The sequence below is a fragment of the Terricaulis silvestris genome (assembly GCF_009792355.1).
In the GTDB taxonomy this organism is placed as follows: Bacteria; Pseudomonadota; Alphaproteobacteria; order Caulobacterales; family Aquidulcibacteraceae; genus Vitreimonas; species Vitreimonas silvestris.
In genome coordinates this window covers 3632643-3649927 of record NZ_CP047045.1, presented here as the reverse complement: position 1 = coordinate 3649927, position 17285 = coordinate 3632643, and the positions used below count along the sequence as shown (strand labels likewise).

General features: G+C 63.5%; 20 protein-coding genes. 14 read left to right on the top strand and 6 right to left on the bottom strand.

The window, feature by feature from the left end:
* Positions 1-120: 120 nt before the first annotated feature.
* Genes DSM104635_RS18660 through DSM104635_RS18650 form a run of 3 tightly spaced genes read left to right on the top strand, consistent with a single transcriptional unit; the run spans position 121 to position 3522 of the window.
* Complete coding sequence (locus tag DSM104635_RS18660) at positions 121-2400, top strand: primosomal protein N' (protein ID WP_323368333.1); 2280 nt, start codon at positions 121-123, stop codon at positions 2398-2400.
* A complete protein-coding gene (locus DSM104635_RS18655; protein ID WP_158767678.1) occupies positions 2400-2687 on the top strand; it encodes a hypothetical protein in 288 nt (95 codons plus the stop codon). Before DSM104635_RS18660 ends, DSM104635_RS18655 begins: the two co-directional genes overlap by 1 nt.
* Positions 2688-2739: 52 nt before the next feature.
* A complete protein-coding gene (locus DSM104635_RS18650; protein WP_158767676.1) occupies positions 2740-3522 on the top strand; it encodes an SDR family NAD(P)-dependent oxidoreductase in 783 nt (260 codons plus the stop codon).
* 27 nt (positions 3523-3549) lie between these two features.
* On the opposite strand, the gene DSM104635_RS18645 is transcribed toward DSM104635_RS18650, so the two are convergent.
* Positions 3550-4080: a hypothetical protein gene (locus DSM104635_RS18645; protein ID WP_158767674.1), complete on the bottom strand. Its 531-nt coding sequence runs from the start codon at positions 4078-4080 to the stop codon at positions 3550-3552.
* A 110-nt stretch (positions 4081-4190) separates the two neighbouring features.
* On the opposite strand from DSM104635_RS18645, the gene DSM104635_RS18640 reads away from it, so the two are divergent.
* Positions 4191-4979, top strand: coding sequence for a TerC family protein (locus tag DSM104635_RS18640; RefSeq protein WP_158767672.1), 789 nt, complete (start codon positions 4191-4193; stop codon positions 4977-4979).
* Positions 4980-4994: 15 nt separating this feature from the next.
* Here DSM104635_RS18640 and DSM104635_RS18635 read toward each other — a convergent pair whose 3' ends face one another.
* A complete protein-coding gene (locus DSM104635_RS18635; RefSeq protein WP_158767671.1) occupies positions 4995-5231 on the bottom strand; it encodes a hypothetical protein in 237 nt (78 codons plus the stop codon).
* Between the two features lie 77 nt (positions 5232-5308).
* Complete coding sequence (locus DSM104635_RS18630) at positions 5309-7018, bottom strand: MFS transporter (protein ID WP_228445761.1); 1710 nt, start codon at positions 7016-7018, stop codon at positions 5309-5311.
* A 218-nt stretch (positions 7019-7236) separates the two neighbouring features.
* Between DSM104635_RS18630 and DSM104635_RS18625 the strand changes: the two genes are divergently transcribed.
* Genes DSM104635_RS18625 through DSM104635_RS18580 form a run of 10 tightly spaced genes read left to right on the top strand, consistent with a single transcriptional unit; the run spans position 7237 to position 14647 of the window.
* Positions 7237-7797 carry a F0F1 ATP synthase subunit delta gene (locus DSM104635_RS18625; protein ID WP_158767668.1) on the top strand — a complete coding sequence of 187 codons (561 nt, stop codon included), beginning with the start codon at positions 7237-7239 and terminating at the stop codon, positions 7795-7797.
* A 10-nt stretch (positions 7798-7807) separates the two neighbouring features.
* Positions 7808-9343 carry a F0F1 ATP synthase subunit alpha gene (gene atpA / locus DSM104635_RS18620; RefSeq protein ID WP_158767667.1) on the top strand — a complete coding sequence of 512 codons (1536 nt, stop codon included), beginning with the start codon at positions 7808-7810 and terminating at the stop codon, positions 9341-9343.
* A 9-nt stretch (positions 9344-9352) separates the two neighbouring features.
* Positions 9353-10231 carry a F0F1 ATP synthase subunit gamma gene (locus tag DSM104635_RS18615; protein ID WP_158767665.1) on the top strand — a complete coding sequence of 293 codons (879 nt, stop codon included), beginning with the start codon at positions 9353-9355 and terminating at the stop codon, positions 10229-10231.
* A gap of 13 nt (positions 10232-10244) precedes the next feature.
* Entirely contained in the window at positions 10245-10664 is a 420-nt protein-coding gene (locus DSM104635_RS18610; protein WP_158767659.1) for an organic hydroperoxide resistance protein, read from the top strand.
* Complete coding sequence (locus DSM104635_RS18605) at positions 10664-11008, top strand: hypothetical protein (protein ID WP_158767658.1); 345 nt, start codon at positions 10664-10666, stop codon at positions 11006-11008. Before DSM104635_RS18610 ends, DSM104635_RS18605 begins: the two co-directional genes overlap by 1 nt.
* Before the next feature lie 9 nt (positions 11009-11017).
* The gene (gene atpD / locus DSM104635_RS18600; protein ID WP_158767657.1) at positions 11018-12442 is read left to right on the top strand and encodes a F0F1 ATP synthase subunit beta; all 1425 of its coding nucleotides are present in this window, start codon (positions 11018-11020) and stop codon (positions 12440-12442) included.
* Between the two features lie 22 nt (positions 12443-12464).
* Entirely contained in the window at positions 12465-12665 is a 201-nt protein-coding gene (locus DSM104635_RS18595) for a hypothetical protein (RefSeq protein WP_158767656.1), read from the top strand.
* 4 nt (positions 12666-12669) lie between these two features.
* Positions 12670-13233 carry a hypothetical protein gene (locus DSM104635_RS18590; RefSeq protein ID WP_158767655.1) on the top strand — a complete coding sequence of 188 codons (564 nt, stop codon included), beginning with the start codon at positions 12670-12672 and terminating at the stop codon, positions 13231-13233.
* A 9-nt stretch (positions 13234-13242) separates the two neighbouring features.
* Positions 13243-13644 (top strand): F0F1 ATP synthase subunit epsilon, encoded by a 402-nt coding sequence (locus DSM104635_RS18585; RefSeq protein ID WP_158767654.1) that lies wholly within the window; start codon positions 13243-13245, stop codon positions 13642-13644.
* 25 nt (positions 13645-13669) lie between these two features.
* A complete protein-coding gene (locus tag DSM104635_RS18580) occupies positions 13670-14647 on the top strand; it encodes a metallophosphoesterase (RefSeq protein WP_158767653.1) in 978 nt (325 codons plus the stop codon).
* Here DSM104635_RS18580 and DSM104635_RS18575 read toward each other — a convergent pair.
* The 3 genes from DSM104635_RS18575 to DSM104635_RS18565 are packed head-to-tail and all read right to left on the bottom strand — an operon-like array spanning position 14644 to position 17220.
* A complete protein-coding gene (locus DSM104635_RS18575) occupies positions 14644-15495 on the bottom strand; it encodes an alpha/beta hydrolase (RefSeq protein WP_158767652.1) in 852 nt (283 codons plus the stop codon). The two genes, DSM104635_RS18580 and DSM104635_RS18575, sit on opposite strands and share 4 nt — an antisense overlap.
* Before the next feature lie 37 nt (positions 15496-15532).
* The gene (locus tag DSM104635_RS18570; RefSeq protein WP_158767651.1) at positions 15533-16033 is read right to left on the bottom strand and encodes an RNA pyrophosphohydrolase; all 501 of its coding nucleotides are present in this window, start codon (positions 16031-16033) and stop codon (positions 15533-15535) included.
* The gene (locus DSM104635_RS18565; RefSeq protein ID WP_158767650.1) at positions 16030-17220 is read right to left on the bottom strand and encodes a divergent polysaccharide deacetylase family protein; all 1191 of its coding nucleotides are present in this window, start codon (positions 17218-17220) and stop codon (positions 16030-16032) included. The genes DSM104635_RS18570 and DSM104635_RS18565 overlap by 4 nt, the downstream gene beginning before the upstream one ends.
* Between the last annotated feature and the right edge of the window lie 65 nt (positions 17221-17285).

Sequence of the window (17285 nt, the reverse complement as noted above, 5' to 3'; positions counted from 1 at the left end):
GGATCGCGCCGGCTTGGCTAAGGAGCGCTGAGAAAGCAGGGTAAAACGCCGTTGAGTATCCGCTTCGCCACAGCGCCGGGTGCTTCCACCGAATCCCTCGACCCCCTAGATTCATTCTCAATGACCTCAACCGCCCGCCGTCGCGCCATGGAAGCGCTGAAGCGCCAGCGCACCGCGCCGCCGCTCGGGCCGCTGTTTGCGGTCGCGGAGGAGGGCGCCGCGTTCGAGCACGACACGTTGGACAAAGTGTCCGTGCAGTTTCCGCTGCCGCTGCCCGAACCGTTCGATTATCGTGCCGCATCTTCGCTCGGCATCGAACCCGGCATGCACGTGATCGCGCCCATCGGCACGCGGCTGGTGCGCGGCGTGGTGTGGCGCGTCGAGAAAGATCACCCGGGCGCCGCGAACCTCAAAGCCATCGAAGAAGTGCTGCCCGGCTCGCCGCTGCCCTCTATCTCGCGCGACTTCGTCGATTGGTCGGCAAAGTATCTGGTTCGCCCCGCCGGCGATCTGCTTCGCATGGTGGCGCGCTCGCCCGAAGCACTGCTGCCGCCGCCGACTCATATTGTGTTGGCGCCCACCGGCGAGACGCCGCCGAAAGTCACGGAAGCGCGCGCGCGTGTGTTGGAAGAAGCCGCGAAGGAGCACGTCAGCGCCGCCGAACTCGCGCGTCGCGCGGATGTTTCGTCGGCCGTCGTTAAAGGCTTGGTCGATTGCGGCGCGCTTACGAAACTTGAGATCAGCGAAGATCCGCCATTCCCCGCGCCCGATCTCAGCATGAGCGGCAAGGCGCTGTCCGCTATTCAGACAGCCGCCGCCGATCGCGTTTGCGCCTTCGTGCGCGATGGCGGCTTTCACGTCTCGTTGCTCGACGGCGTTACGGGCTCGGGCAAAACGGAAGTCTATCTTGAGGCCGCCGCCGAGGCTTTGAAGCAGGCGCCGGACGCGCAGGTGTTGGTGCTGCTCCCGGAAATCGCGCTGACGCAATCGGCGATGTCCCGTTTCGAAGCGCGCTTCGGCGTGACGCCAGTCGAATGGCACTCGGCTATTCCACACAAAGCTCGCCGCCGCGCTTGGCGCGAAATCGCCGCCGGCCGCGCGCGGCTGATCGTCGGCGCGCGCTCGGCGCTGTTCCTGCCGTATCCGAACCTGAAGCTCATCGTCGTCGATGAAGAGCACGACCCGTCCTACAAGCAGGAGGAGGGCGTCATCTATCAGGCGCGCGATCTCGCCGTCGCCCGCGCCAAGCTCGGCTCCTGCGCCGTGATCCTCGCGAGCGCCACGCCGTCGCTCGAAACGCTGGTGAACGCACAAGCCGGCCGCTACGCCCACGTCGAACTCCCGTCGCGCCACGGCACGGCCGAATTGCCGGACGTTGAGCTGATCGATCTCAAGATCGACGCGCCCGAAAAGGGCCGCTGGATTTCGCCGAAGCTGATCCGCGCCTGCGCCGAAGCCATGCTGCGCGGCGAGCAATCGCTCTTTTATATGAACCGCCGCGGCTACGCGCCGCTCACGCTCTGCCGCGCCTGCGGCCACCGCATGCAATCGCCGGAAACGGATTCCTGGTTGGTCGAGCATCGCTACTCCGGCCGTCTCGTCTGTCACCTCACCGGCTTCTCGATGCCAAAGCCGAAGGCGTGCCCGGAATGTCAGACGCCGGATAGCTTCACCTCGATCGGTCCCGGCGTTGAACGCATCGAAGAAGAAGTGCGCGAATTCTTCCCGGCCGCACGGATCGAAATCTTCTCTTCCGACACCACGCCCGATGGCGATGCCGTGCGTGCGCTGGTGAAGCGGATGGAGGATGGCGAGATCGATATTCTGATCGGCACCCAGATCGTCGCCAAGGGCCACAACTTTCCGAACCTCACCTTCGTCGGCGTTGTCGATGCCGATCTCGGCTTGAAGGGCGGCGATCTCCGCGCCGGCGAGCGCACGTTCCAGCTTGTCAGCCAAGTTGCCGGCCGCGCCGGCCGCCACGAAAAGGCGGGCAGGGCGCTAATTCAAACCTACGCGCCGCAAGAGCCGGTGATGCAGGCGCTCGCCGCGCAGGATCGCGACGCCTTCTTCGCCGCCGAAATCGCCGAACGCGAAGCCGCCGGCATGCCGCCGTACGGCCGGCTCGCCGCAATCATCGTCTCCGCGCCGAACGAACAGCTCGCTAACGATGCGTCGAAAGCGATGGGCGAGAAGGCGCCAGTCGTGGATGGCCTCGACCTCTGGGGCCCAGCGCCCGCGCCGCTCAGCGTCATCCGCGGCATGCACCGCCGCCGCTTCCTCATTCGCGCCAATCGCGGCGTCGATGTCAGCGCATTTCTGGCGGCATGGGCCGGCCGCGTGAAACTGCACAGCGCGGTGCGCGTGCAGATCGACGTGGACCCGTATTCGTTCTTATAATGGCGCCGCTCCATCAATGGCCCGCGTTCGGAAAATCGGCGTTCTACTTCGGAGCGCTTGCGCTCTTTGGAATGGTCGTGCGCTTCTTCGAGTATTTGTCGCGAGCGCAACCCATCGGTCCGTTGTTTACGTGGGCGGACACCAGGTACTACGTCGCGATGTGGGCCATCTTCACCGGCGCCTACTACATCGGCTGGGCCATCTGGTATCGCTGGCTCAGAGATGCCAGACCAAAGGAAATTATTGAAATCAAAGAGCCGAATGAACGAGATCACGATGACGCTTGACTTCGCTCTTACGAGATTGCGCGCATAAGCAATCACGGTCCATAACAGCGATATGACCTACAAACCCTTCGATCTCAGTGGCCGCGTCGCGCTCGTCACAGGCGGCAATGGCGGCATTGGCCTGGGCATGGCGGAGGCGTTGGCGCAGGCCGGCGCGAGCGTCGAGATCTGGGGCACCAATGCCGACAAGAACACTCGCGCGCTCGAAGCGCTGACGAAGCACGGCACAAAGGTGAACGCGCGCGTTGTCGATGTATCCAAGGAAGAGAACATCGTCTCTGGCTTCAATGCAACGCTCGCCGAGTTTGGGCGTGTCGATTCTGTGTTCGCCAACGCCGGCGTGAGCAATCGCTGGAAGTCGTTTCTCGATATTGGCGGCGCGGACATGCGCCGCGTCATGGCCGTCAATCTCGACGGCGTGATCTTCACGCTGCGCGAAGCGTGCCGTCACATGAAGGTGCGCGCCGAAGCGGGCGATCCAGGCGGCTCGGTCGTCGCCGTTGCGAGTCTCGGCGCGTTGTTCGGCGCTGCGCGCAATCAGGACTACACCGCCACCAAAGCCGCCGTGATTGCCGTCACCAACGGTATCGCGGTCGAGTTCGCGCGCTACGGCGTGCGCGCCAATTCTATTCTACCCGGTTGGATCGAGACGGACATAACCGCCGCCGCGCAGCAGAACGAGGTGTTCATCAAGAACGTCATCGCGCGCGTACCGTATCGGCGCTGGGGCAAGCCGGAGGAGCTTGGCGGCATCGCCGTCTATCTCGCCAGCGACGCCTCGCGCTTCCACAACGGCGACTCGATCCTGATCGACGGCGGCTTCAGCAAGTTCTGATGCGAAGCAGCGTCAGCGCATAGATTGTCAGCCTCTTCGGAACTTCAGTCGCGCGCAGACTTGATCCGGGCTGTACGGCACCGCTTCAGTCGCACCGTCGGGCCGCGTCTCGACTTGGATGGCTTGGCGCAAGCCGACGACCTGCAGCGTTCCGTCGGGCGCCTCGTGTGTTCCGATCGCCGCCGGGCCTTGCGGGCCGCAGAAAAACGCCGAGCCAGCGTTCTCGCCTTCGGTGACGTAATAGAGTGTCGTGGTTTCCTCGCCCCGCAATCCCATCACCTGCGCCAGTGCGCCGCCGGCGCGCTGCACGAAGATGTCGTTCGGCGTGTGGTTGGCTTCCTGAAAGCTGATCGAACGCCCGTCGGCGTGGCGCAGCGTGAGGTTCACCGCCGGGTCCATGCCCTCGCCGCCGGCTTGCGAGGAAATCTCTTGGGTCACACGCTCGCCAACGGCTAGCGAGGTCGCCGCGTCCGCGGCCACCAAGGCCGTCGACGTCACCGGCGCGGGCGATACGCACGCGCTTGCGAGCAAAGCAAAAATCAGAATGGAACGCCGCATCTTGCCGTCTCCGAAGGATCAGCGGGCATCAAAGCACGGCTTTGCGGTGGAAGCACGTCCTTGACGTAGCGGCGCAGTTCGGGCGTTAGGTGCGCCTGGAGATCGCGTTCATGGACATTCTCGCCACCCCCGCATTTTGGGTCAGCCTGTCGGCGCTGACCTTCCTCGAGATCGTGCTGGGGATCGACAATTTGCTGTTCGTGTCGATCGCGATCGGCAAGCTCAAGGGCAAGCAGCAGGATCAAGCGCGGCGCGTCGGCGTGTGGGGCGCGATGATCCTGCGCATCATCATGCTCAGCGGCATCTTCTGGATCATCCAGCTCGACGAGCACCCGTTGTTCGCGCTGCCGGAAGGGTGGGCGGCCTTGATCCTGGGCATGAGCGCCGACGCGCATGCGATCGAGGAGTTCACCTATTTCACCATCAAGGATCTGATCCTGCTCGCGGGCGGCTTGTTCCTGCTGGTGAAGGGCACGCAGGAAATCCACGCCTCAGTGCAGGGCACACATCACGAAGAGGCGGAAGCGAAGAATGATTTCAACGCTGTGCTGTTGCAGCTCGGCGTCATCAACATCGTGTTCTCGCTCGACAGCGTGATCACCGCCGTCGGCATGACCGACATTCTGGCCGTGATGATCGCGGCTGTCGTGATTTCGACGCTGGTGATGGCGATCGCCGCCAAGCCGCTGGCGGAATACATTGAAGAGAACCCGACCATGAAGATGCTGGCGCTGGCCTTCATCCTGCTGGTCGGCGTGGCGCTGGTCGCGGACGGGCTGGGCTTCCACATTCCCCGTGGTTACCTCTACTTCGCCATTGCGTTCTCGCTTGGTGTGGAGTTGCTCAACATCCGTGCAAGGCGCAGGGATGAAGCGGCGGCGGAGAAGGCGGCGCACTAACGTCGCGCACCGCAATCAAGCGTGATTGGACTCTTTACCGATCGCGACCAACGCGTCCCACATCTCATCGGAGAAACGGATCACGGCGATGCTTGCTTTCGCTTGCACCTTGGCCTTCGTCATCTCAACGAGGCTCTCGCCCAAGTCCGCATCACCGACGCCAGTGACCGCTTCAAGCACACGCGCACTGGCGTGCCCGAAGCGGTCAAGGGCGCTGGTGAGGGCCTCGGCGGCGTGGGGGAACGCCGTCATGCAAAGGACTATGCACGCGCTGGTTTAATCTCTCGTTCAGAAGTCTGGTGAATGTCTGAAAACCAAACGATCGCGCATCAAGCGTGAATGTCGCGATCCTTGGTCTCCGGCCAGAAGAAGAATGTGATGATCACGGCGAGCGCGGTGACGATCACCGGAAACCAGAGCCCCTGATAGATTGAGCCTGTAGCGGTGTTGATCGCGAACACGATCGCCGGCAGCAATCCGCCAAACCAACCCGTGCCGATGTGATAGGGGAAGCTCATCGCGGTGTAGCGGATGCGCGTCGGGAAAAGCTCGACGAGCGCCGCCGCTTGCGGCCCGTAGAGCGCGCAGGCGGCGACGATGAAAAGCGCCATGATGCCGATGACGCCGCCCTTTTCAGAAAACACCCGCAGAACCTCAGCCACGCTCCAGCCCTGCATCGCGCCCGGCGCCGCGGCCGGATAACCGGCTTGCGTCAGCGCCTCGCGCAAGCGGTCGTTGAAGGCCGTGCGCGTGGCGCGGATTTCGCTCGCGCTTTGGCCCACGGCGTTCACGCTTTCGACGACGACATCGCGGCCGATCTCGACGCGCGCGGTGGTGCCAACCGGGGCGTTGATCGTCCGGTACGAAATGCCTGCGTTGGATAGCGCGCCTTTGGCGATGTCGCAGGACGTGGCGAATTGCTGCGCGCCGCCGGTGAGATCGAGCTGGAAGGTGCAGTCACCGGGATAGGCGAACACGGAAACGGGTGTGGTTTGCGACGCAGCGTCCAGCGCCGGATTGCCGGCGCGGGTGATGTAGTGAAAGCCCGGAAAGTACAGCGCCAGCATCAGCAGCATGCCAAACAGCATGACTGGCTTGCGGCCGACTTTATCCGAGAGGCGCGCGAAGAAAATGTAGAGCGGCGCCGAGATCAGCACGACAGCGATCATGATCAAGTTCACGCTCTGGCTGTCGATCTTGAGAATGCGCTCCAGATAGAATTGCGAATAGAAGTGCGCCGTGTACCAAACGACGCCTTGCGCCATCATTACACCGAACAACGCAAGCAGCACGATCCGCAGATTGGGCCATTCGGTGAAGCTCTCTGCGTAGGCGCGTTTTGAGACTTTGCCTTCGTCCTGCAATTTCTTGAACGCCGGACTTTCCTCAAGCTGCAGACGAATCCAAACGGACACGCCGAGCAGGCCGATCGAGATCAGGAAGGGGATACGCCATCCCCATTCGCGGAAAGCCTCTTCGCCAAGCAACGCGCGCGAGCCGAGGACAACACCGAGCGCGCCGATCAAACCGATCGAGGCCGTGCCCTGGATCCAGCCAGTCGCGGCGCCGCGCCGCTTAGGATGCGCGTGTTCGGCGACGTAGATCGCGGCGCCGCCATACTCGCCGCCGAGCGCGAAACCCTGCAACACGCGCATGGCGACGAGCAGGATTGGCGCCCAAACGCCGATGTCTTCCGCTGTCGGCAGCAACCCGATCGCGAATGTCGCCAGACCCATGATGGTGATGGTGATGAGGAAGGCGCCCTTGCGTCCGGTGGAGTCGCCGATCTTGCCGAACACCAGCGCGCCGAGCGGGCGGACGATGAAGCCAACCGCGAACGTCAGCAGCGTAAAGACGAACGCCTGCGCGTCGGGGAGCCCTGCAAAAAAGTGCGCACTCATCACCGACGCCAGCGCGCCGTAGACGAAGAAATCGTACCACTCGAACACCGTGCCGGCGGCCGACGCGGCTACCACCTGGCGCATCTTTGCGGGCGAAACTTCAGGGCTGGTCTGCGAAGACGCTGGTGCGTCGGTCATCGGTGCTTTCCCCCGCCTGATCAGGCTCTTTTGTCGCTGATCCGCCGCCGCCGGGCCGGTTGTCAATCTCGGAGCCGACATGGTACTTCGCGCGCGCGTCAAAGCACTCCGCGCGATCGACCCGCAGCGGTCTTTGGCGTTTGGGTTTTCCCCAAGCGGCGCAATCAAGTCAGCGGACGGTCCGGCGGATCGTCAGCGGCGGAAGCAGCGAGACAGACGTGGCAGAGACCTTCGATGGCGAAGCTTCCGAAGCGGCGGCGCGCTACGCCCGGGCCGTTTTCGAATTAGCCAAGGAAGCCAACGCGTTAGACGCTGTAGAGGCCGATTTCGCGAAGTTCGCGGCGGCCTGGAAGGAAAGCGCCGATCTCCGGGACGCGGCCCGCTCGCCACTGATCGATCCGCAAGAAAAAGCCAATGCTTTGAGTGCTGTGGCCGCGAAACTCGGCGTTTCCGAACTGGGCCGCAAGGCCATCGGCGTCGCCGCCCTGAACCGCCGCGCCGCCGAACTGCCCGGCATCGTCACCGCCTACCGCGCGCTGGTCGCCAAGGAACGGGGCGCCCGCCAGGTTGAGATTATCTCGGCCCGCCCGCTGGGCGCGGACGAGAAAGCCGCCATCGTCGAATCCCTGAGCAAACAGCTGGGGGCCAAGGTCGAGGCCGAAACGTCAGTCGACGACAGCCTGATCGGCGGGTTCGTCGTCCGTGTCGGCTCCCGCCAGTTCGATGCATCCGTCAAAGCCAAGCTGGACGCGCTGCGTCTGGCCCTGAAATCCGCCTGAGGAGACCGTAATGGACGTCCGCGCCGCTGAAATTTCCGCAATCCTCAAAGAGCAGATCAAGGGCTTCGGCACTGAAGCGAAGGTCGCCGAGATCGGCCGCGTGCTGAGCGTCGGCGACGGTATCGCGCGCGTGTACGGCCTTGAGAACGTGCAAGCCGGTGAAATGGTCGAGTTCCCGGGTGGCGTTAAAGGCATGGCGCTCAACCTCGAGCGCGACAACGTCGGCGTCGTCATCTTCGGCGAAGACCGCAATCTGAAAGAAGGCGACACCGTTAAGCGCCTCGGCGAAATCGTCGACGTGCCGGTCGGCAAGGGCCTGCTCGGCCGCGTCGTCAACCCGCTGGGTGAGCCGATCGACGGCAAGGGCCCGATCAAGTCCACCGAGCGCCGCACCGTCGACGTGAAGGCGCCGGGCATCATTCCGCGCAAGTCGGTGCACGAGCCGATGCAGACCGGCATCAAGGCGATCGACGCTCTGATCCCGATCGGCCGCGGCCAGCGCGAGCTGATCATCGGCGACCGCCAAACCGGCAAGACCGCCGTCGCGCTCGACGCCATCCTATATCAACGCGAAGCGCACGACCGCAACGCGCCGGAGAGCGAGAAGCTCTACTGCATCTACGTCGTCATCGGCCAAAAGCGCTCAACCGTCGCGCAGCTCGTGAAGACGCTCGAAGACAAGGGCGCGCTGCAATATTCGATCATCGTCGCCGCCACGGCCTCCGAGCCGGCGCCGCTGCAATTCATCGCGCCGTTCGCCGGCTGCGCCATGGGTGAGTATTTCCGCGACAACGGCATGCACGCGCTCATCATTTATGATGACTTGTCGAAGCAAGCCGTTGCGTATCGCCAAATGTCGCTCTTGCTGCGCCGCCCGCCGGGCCGCGAAGCCTATCCGGGCGACGTGTTCTATCTGCACTCGCGCTTGCTCGAACGCGCGGCGAAGCTGAACGAAGACAACGGTTCGGGCTCGCTGACGGCGCTGCCGATCATCGAAACCCAGGCCAACGACGTCTCGGCCTACATCCCAACCAACGTGATCTCGATCACGGACGGTCAGATCTTCTTGGAAACCGAACTGTTCTTCCAAGGCATCCGTCCGGCGCTCAATGTTGGTATCTCGGTGTCGCGCGTCGGCGGCAACGCGCAGATCAAGGCGATGAAGCAAGTCGCCGGTCCGTTGAAGGGCGAACTCGCGCAGTACCGCGAAATGGCGGCGTTCGCGAAGTTCGGCTCTGACCTCGACGCCGCGACGCAACGCCTGCTGAACCGTGGCGCGCGCCTCACCGAGCTGCTGAAGCAACCGCAATTCTCGCCGTCGCCGGTCGAGGAGCAGGTGGTGCTGATCTATGCCGGCACGCGCGGCTATTTGGACAAGATCGCCGTCGATCAAGTTGGGCGCTTCGAGAAGGAGCTAACGTCGTTCCTGCGCGCCAAGAAGGGCGACCTGCTGAAAGCGATCATCACCAAGAAAGACATTTCGAAGGACGGTATTGAAGCGAACATCAAAGCCGCGCTCGAAGAATTCTCAGCGACGTTTGCCTAAGGGACTCCGATGCCGAGCTTAAAAGAGTTCCGCAATCGCATCGCCAGCGTGAAATCCACGCAGAAGATCACCAAGGCGATGCAGATGGTGGCGGCCGCGAAGCTGAAGCGGGCGCAAAGCCAAGCCGAAGCGGCGCGTCCGTACGCTGAACGCATGGCGCGCGTGATCGCGAACTTGGCGTCGGCGGTGTCCGGCGACAGTGCGCCAATGCTGCTGCGCGGCACGGGCAAGGATCAAGTGCATTTGCTCGTGGTGATGACGAGCGAACGCGGCCTTTGCGGCGGTTTCAACACTCAGATCGTCCGCGCCGCGCGCGAGAGGATCAATGAGCTGCTCGCGGCCGGCAAAACCGTGAAGATTCTCGCGGTCGGCAAGAAGGGGCGCGATCAGCTCCGCCGTTTGCACGGCGAAAAGATCGTCCGCTACGTCGATCTGTCAGCGTTCAAGAATATTGGCGCGGACGCCTCGCATCTCGTTGGCGAAGCCATTCTCGAACTGTTCGCCGCTGGCGAATTCGATGTCGCGACCTTGTTCTTCTCGCGCTTCAAGTCGGTGATCAGCCAAGTGCCGACGGCAACGCAACTCATCCCAGCGCGCGCGCCGGAAGGCGTGACGCCGCCGGATCTCAAGGGCGCGGTCTATGAATACGAGCCGAGCGAAGAGGAAATCCTCGAAGCGCTGCTGCCGCAATACTTGAACGGCCAAATCCTGCAGGCGCTGTTGGAAAACCAAGCCGGCTTCTACGGCGCGCAGATGAGCGCCATGGACAGCGCCACGCGCAACGCCGGCGATCTGATCAAGAAGCTGACGCTCCGCTATAACCGTCAGCGCCAAGCCAACATCACCAAGGAACTGATCGAAATCATCTCCGGGGCGGAAGCTCTCTAAGGAGGCACGACCAATGGCAGACACACTCTACAAAACCAAAGCAGTCTCAAAAGGCGGCCGAGCCGGCGGCAAGGTCGCGCTCGCGGAAGGGGGGCTCTATTTTCACATGGAGCACTCCAAGGGCTTGGGCGGCTCGGGCGAAGGGTCGAACCCGGAGCAGCTGTTTGCGCTGGGCTGGGCCAATTGCTTCAACTCGGCCGTCGCGTTCGTGGCGGGTCAAAAGAAGATCGATGCGGCCAAAGCGGTCGTGACATGCGAAGTCGGCATCGGCCGCGAAGAGGGCGGTCTGGGGCTTTCGGCGAAACTGACGCTGGCGATCCCTGATATGGATCGTGCGCAGGTGCAAGAGCTGCTCGACTCCGCGCATCAAGTTTGCCCGTACTCGAAGGCGACGCGCGGCAACATTCCGGTCGAACTGGTGGTGGAAAGCTGATGAAGCGGTCGCTCCTCATCGCCATGGCCGTGACGCCGATCGTCGCCGCTGGCGCTGGCGTCGCGATCGCGCGATTCACCAGCGCGGAAGCCGATGAAGTCGGCGGACGCTGCGCTGAGCCAAGCGTGATGATCGACATCGCCGATGGCGCCGCACTGGTGACCGGCGGGCCGAACTCCGTCGCCTCGTGCGACGCCAATTCATGCAGCGTCGCTGGCGCTGAGCAAGTTGAAGTGCAGGCGGATGGCCGCGTGCAATGTGTGAACGTAGACCAGGGCCAAGTGCTCGCGCTGACCAGGCGCGCGAACGGCTTGTCCCTCGTCGTGACCGAAACTGGAAGGTAGGCACCCGAGATGACGAAGAAAGCTACAGGCCGCGTGACGCAGGTGATTGGCGCAGTTGTCGACGTCGAGTTCGACGGTGAGCTGCCGAACATCTACAGCGCGCTCGAGACCATGAACAATGGTCAGCGCCTTGTGCTCGAAGTGGCGACCCACTTGGGCGAAAGCGCCGTACGCACCATCGCCATGGACGCCACCGACGGCCTCGTCCGCGGCCAACCTGTGACGGACACCGGTTCGCCGATCATGGTGCCGGTGGGCGAAGAAACGCTCGGCCGCATCCTCAATGTCATCGGCGAGCCGATTGACGAAGCGGGTCCGGTGAAGACGACGGCGCGCCGCGCCATCCACCAACTGGCGCCTGAGTTCGTCGATCAAAAGCCGGTCCCGGAAATTCTCGTCACCGGCATCAAGGTCGTCGATCTGCTCTGCCCGTACTCGAAGGGCGGCAAGATCGGACTCTTTGGTGGCGCTGGCGTCGGCAAGACGGTGCTGATCCAAGAGCTGATCAACAACATCGCCAAAGCGTACGGCGGTTACTCGGTGTTCGCCGGCGTCGGCGAGCGCACGCGCGAAGGCAACGACCTCTATCACGAAATGATCGAGTCGAAGGTCAACGTCGCGGGTGGCGGTCCGGGCTCGCGTTGTGCGCTGGTGTTCGGCCAGATGAACGAACCGCCGGGCGCGCGCGCGCGCGTGGCGCTTTCGGGTCTGACGATCGCTGAACATTTCCGCGATCAGGGCAAGGACATCCTGTTCTTCGTCGACAACATTTTCCGCTTCACGCAAGCGGGCTCGGAAGTGTCGGCGTTGCTTGGTCGTATTCCTTCGGCGGTCGGCTATCAGCCGACGCTCGCGACCGAAATGGGCCAGATGCAAGAGCGCATCACGTCGACGACCAAGGGCTCCATCACCTCGGTGCAAGCCATCTACGTTCCGGCCGACGACTTGACCGACCCGGCGCCCGCCGCCTCGTTCGCTCACTTGGACGCGACCACGGTTCTGTCGCGTGCGATCTCGGAAAAGGGCATCTATCCGGCGGTCGATCCGCTCGATTCTTCGTCCCGGATTCTGGATCCGCTGATCCTCGGGCAAGAGCATTACGACGTCGCCCGCCGCGTTCAAGAAACGCTGCAACGCTACAAGTCGCTGCAGGACATCATCGCCATTCTTGGCATGGATGAACTCTCCGAAGAAGATAAGCTCACGGTCGCCCGCGCCCGCAAGATCGAGCGCTTCCTCTCGCAGCCGTTCCACGTTGCCGAAGCGTTCACGAACACGCCCGGCGTGCTCTGCGATCTCAAGGACACCATCCGCGGCTTCAAGGGCCTCGTGGATGGCGACTACGATCACCTGCCGGAACCGGCCTTCTACATGGTCGGCGCCATTGAAGATGCCATCGCGAAAGCGCAACGTCTGGCCGCCGAGGCGGCATAGGGACAGGTTCTGGAGGGACGCGATGAACTGGTTTGTGAACAAGCTTGGGCCGAATCCATCGGCTCGCAACGCAGCCAATGGCGCATCGCGTACCGCCGCGCCGGCGCAAAAGGGCGCGTCCGCGCAAAAGAACGCTCCAGCGCCGAAGGCTTCCGTGCAGCGCGCTGCTGCGCCGCCGCCTGCGCCCGAGCCGGACAAGAAGAAGAAAAAAGGTTGGTTCTGACGTCATGAGCCGTTTCGAGTCTGCGATTGCGTTCATGATGCTTGCCATGTTCGTGACCCCGACTGCGGCGTCGGCTCAGGTCAGCGTCGAACAGGTGGCAACGGGCTTCGTGCAGGCAGTTACGCTGTGCGCGAAAGCGCAGGCGCAAGGCGTGGGCATTGCGGGTCTCGCGGAGTTGGACCGCGCGCTGGTCGCCGAAGGCAACGCCTCGACACGGCAATTCACGCAGACCCCCGATGGGCGCCCCGCATGGGACGTGCTGAGCGGACGCGGGATCGTCGCGATCTCTGAGCCCAGTGAGCGCGAATGCAATGTGATGGCCTACGGCCCGCGCGTTGCGCCCACGTTTGCGCAAGTGGCCGAAGCGCTCATGTCGCCGTCGGTTGGATATGCCGAGCGTGAGGTCGCGCAGACGCCAGAAGCTATCGTTCGAGAGTTCAATCGCGATGGCGCCTCTGGGCCAGTGCGCGTGCGGCTCGATGGTGGCGAGCCAGGCATGCCGGGCCGCACTTTTCGATTTCCGATGTTGATGGCGTTCGTTTCCGCGACGCCGGCCGTTTCTCCGTAGGTTTCAGGTATGGCTGACAAGCTTCACTTCGCACTCGTCTCGCCGGAGCGTGAGCTCTTCAACGGCGAAGTCGATCACGTCGTCGTGCCGGGTTCGGAAGGCGAGTTCGGCGTCTCGCCGAACCACGCGCCGGTGATGAGCGTCATCAAGCCCGGCGCGTTGAAAGTGATCAACGAGGGCACGGAGCGGCGCATCTTCGTCAATGGCGGCTTCGCCGACGTGACGCCCGAGGGCTTAAGCGTCCTGGCCGAAGAAGCCATCGACCTCGCCGACGTGGATCTCGCGCAGCTGGAGCAACAGCTCAAGAACGCCCAGGACGATCTCCGCGACGCCAACACCGACGACCGCCGCGCCGCAGCCCAACGCGCGCTGTCGCGCGTCGAGGGTATCAAGGCCGCGCTGGCGCGCTAGGCGCCTTCGGCTAGACTAGCGGCGCATGCCGCATCCGCATCTCTGGCCGGCGCTAGTTGGCGCGTTTGTTGGCATTATCCTGCTTTCGCTAGCTGCCGTTTGGCTGGTGACGCGTTGGAAGACGCTGAGCAAGCGCAGGCGTTGGGTGTTGCTCAGCGTGCTTGCACTGGTCGAGGTCGCGTACTGGCTCAACGTCTACGCCTGGTTCATTGAGCCGAACCAGCTCGTGGTGCGCCATGTCGAGATCGTCAGCGAAGAATGGCATGGCGCGCCGCTGCGCATTGCGGCGTTGAGCGACACCCATGTCGGCAGTCCGCATGTTGACGCTGCGCGCATGGGCCGGATCGTTCAACGTGTGAACGAGCTGCGTCCTGATCTGGTTGTGCTGTTGGGTGACTACGCCGGCAGCCATGAGCCGGAGGCGCAGCGCTCAGGGCGCAATCAGGGCGAAGTGCTCGGCGGCATCGCGACGTTTGCCGCATTGCGCGCGCCGCTGGGCGTCGTCGGCGTGCTTGGCAATCACGATGTCTGGTACCGACGCGGAACCATCACGCGCGCGTTGGAGGAGGCGGGCGTGGCCGCGCTGTGGAATCGTAACGTCGTGATCGGGCGCGAGGGCGGCGACTTTGTCGTGGCCGGACTTGCGGACGATTCAACCGGCGATCCGGATTTCTCCGCCGCGCTCGATGGCGCGGAAGGCCATGACACTATCGTCCTCAGCCACTCGCCGGATCCGTTCGCGGACATGCCGCGCGGACCTGCACTGATGCTCGCGGGTCACGGCCATTGCGGGCAGGTGACCATTCCGCTGATTGGCCGGCCAATTCTGCCGCTGCGCAACAAAAGTTATGGCTGCCATCTGGTCGAAGAGAACGGCAAGCGGATGTATGTGAGCGCCGGTATCGGCACGAGCATCGTCCCGGTGCGCTTTCTCAATCCGCCGGAAATTGTGCTGATCACGATCAGGCCCGCGAACGCGCAACCCGCAATCGAAGGCGCTTAAGCGCCGGCGCTTTCGGCGCGCCAGCCGAACAGCGAGAGCTGCTTTTTCTTGGCCTTCGCTGCCTTCGGCAGAATGTCGCGCGCCTCGAGCCAACGCAGAGTCATTTGTGCCACTTCCGGCGCTTCAGGTTCGCCGACGAGCCAATGGCTCATCTCTGGAAACTCGTGGAAATGTGCTTGGCCATCGGGGAAGCGCGAGATCACGCGGCGCACGGTACTCGATGGGTTTACGCGATCCTTGCCGCCAGCAAGTCCCAGCACGGGCGCGGCGATACGATAAACCGGCGCTTGGCTCGCCATCGACGTGTCCATCCACCACTGCACCGCTTCGCGAATGGCGCGGCCGCTCTCCGGCACGAAACGCGCGAACGTTTTGCGAGCGTCGTCGCGGCTCAGGCGGTCGAGCGTCGTTGCGCGGGCAACGCGATAGTCCGGCGGCACAGGTCTGCGCCAATAATCGCCGAGTAGCGAAAGCCCGAAGTGATTGCTGTGTTCGTCCAAGGTCGTCGGCGGCACGCCCCACGGCGAGGAGGGCGCAACTAGCACAAGGCCCGCTACCGGAATTTGCGCCGCCGCCAACTGCACCACCAAGCCGCCGAGCGAATGGCCGACCAGTACAGGCGGCGCGCGCAAGCCGCGCGCGTAGTCCGCAATCGCCTGTGCGTAATCCTTCAGACCGGTCAGCGCGAGTTGTTCGAGGTCGGCGCCGCGCTCGTGATGCGGCAGGTTTGGTGCGTGCGTTTCGAAGCCCGCGCTCTCGAACGGTTCGCGGAACGCGTCGAACGCCCAGCCGCCGCAGAACGCGCCGTGCACGAACACGACAGGCGTCACAATGCTTGAGTGTTTCATCAGCCGCGCACGAACGCCGCGCCCTTAAGGCAGACAATCATTTCGAAGCCCCCACGCTATATTTCTTGAACCGTTTCGCCACTTCTTCGTAGGTGGGGCGCTTGAACGGGATCACCAGACCGGGCGCGCTTTCCAACGGCGCCCAACGCCAGTCTACAAACTCCGGCGTATGAGTATCCAGCCTAATATCTGAGTCACGTCCCTTGAAGCGGAACGCAAACCACTTCTGCTTTTGGCCCATGTAACGTCCGCGCGGCCTCATTTTTGTGCGCACGTGCGTGGGGAATTCGTAATAGAGCCAGTCTGAGGTTTCTTCGAGCAGATCGACGTGCTCGGCCCTTACGCCAACCTCCTCTTCAAGTTCGCGATACGCCGCTTCGACGGCAGTTTCGCCGCGATCCATGCCGCCTTGCGGCATCTGCCATTGATAAGGGCCTTCCGCTCCGTAACGCTTGCCGAGAAAGACAGGTCCCTCGCGATGAAACATCGCAAGGCCTACGTTTGGTCGGTAGCGTTTCGGGTCTCTGGTTTCTGTCATCGGCGCGCGGCGCGTGCATTGAGCACGGCCGACGCGGGGGCAAGTTGATAGCCACGCGATGCGACGTCATTGGCCCAGCGGCCGACCTGCTCGATCGTCACGGGATACGCGAAACCCGCGCCGATTGCGCTCTGATTCTGCAGCGCGAGCGCTTCAAGATTGAGCAATTGATCGTCGATCGCATCGGCTTCGCGGCGCACGTCGATGATGCGATCCGCCGCCATGCTCGGAAGCCCCGCGCGTTGCGCTTCGGCGGAAAGCGCTGTGCGTTGACCGATGCCGGAGGAGATGAAGACGAGGCCACGCCGCCGCAGCGCTTGCACAACCGGAGTGGACGCCTGCGCCGAAGTTGCAAACCGCGCGCCCTGGTAATTGGTGACGCCGAAATATCCCGCGCCGCGCGAGAGCAATTGGTCGAGGCGCGACACGTTCTGCTGCCCCGAAGCCGTTGCGAGCAGCGTTTGCGGACCGGTATCGTCCGCGTCAGGGTCGAACGGCTCCATCGGCAGTTCGAGCATCACCTCGTGGCCGCGCGCCCGCGCGCGATCGATCCAGGTTTGCAGATCCTGAGCGTAGGGCACGAACGAGAGCGTCACCTCCGGCGGCAGTTCGTCGATCGCCTGCGTCGTTGCGCGCGCGTTGAAGCCGAGGCCGCCGATGACGACAGCCACCATTGGCCGATCGGTCTGACGCGTGAACGGCCGTGCGTAAGCTTGACCCGGCGTGCGTCCGTTCGCGGCGATGATCGGCAATGGCCCGTTCGGCCCACTCTCGGTCATGCCGGCGAACGGCGCGCGCGGCAGAGGCGACGCTGCGGGGCGTCCCGCCGTCGCTTCCGGGGATTCCACAACGGAGACCCGCAGCTGACCGTCAGCGCCGATCTCACCGATCTCGGCGCCGGCTTGGGGAAGTTCGTCCAAGCCGAAGTGTTCGAGGTCCATGCCTTCTTCGGCCGCATCCGAAAATGAAACGCGCGGTGCGTCCGTCGCGGCGGATGCGGCGCCGGGTTCAAGTGAAACCACACGGCGCGGTCCGGCCGCTGCCGGATCGCCGAACAATTGCACCGCGCCAAACGCGCCCAGCGCGAACACCGCACATGCGACAAACGCCGCGATGCGGTGATCGATTTTTGGGAACCGGCGCTGTGGCTTCGCCGTCGCCGCGGATCGTTGCGGTGGTAAGCGCACGCGAGGGTTCGAGCGAATCATGTGCGCGAAAGATCACGCAATTCGCCTTAAGCGTCACTATACCA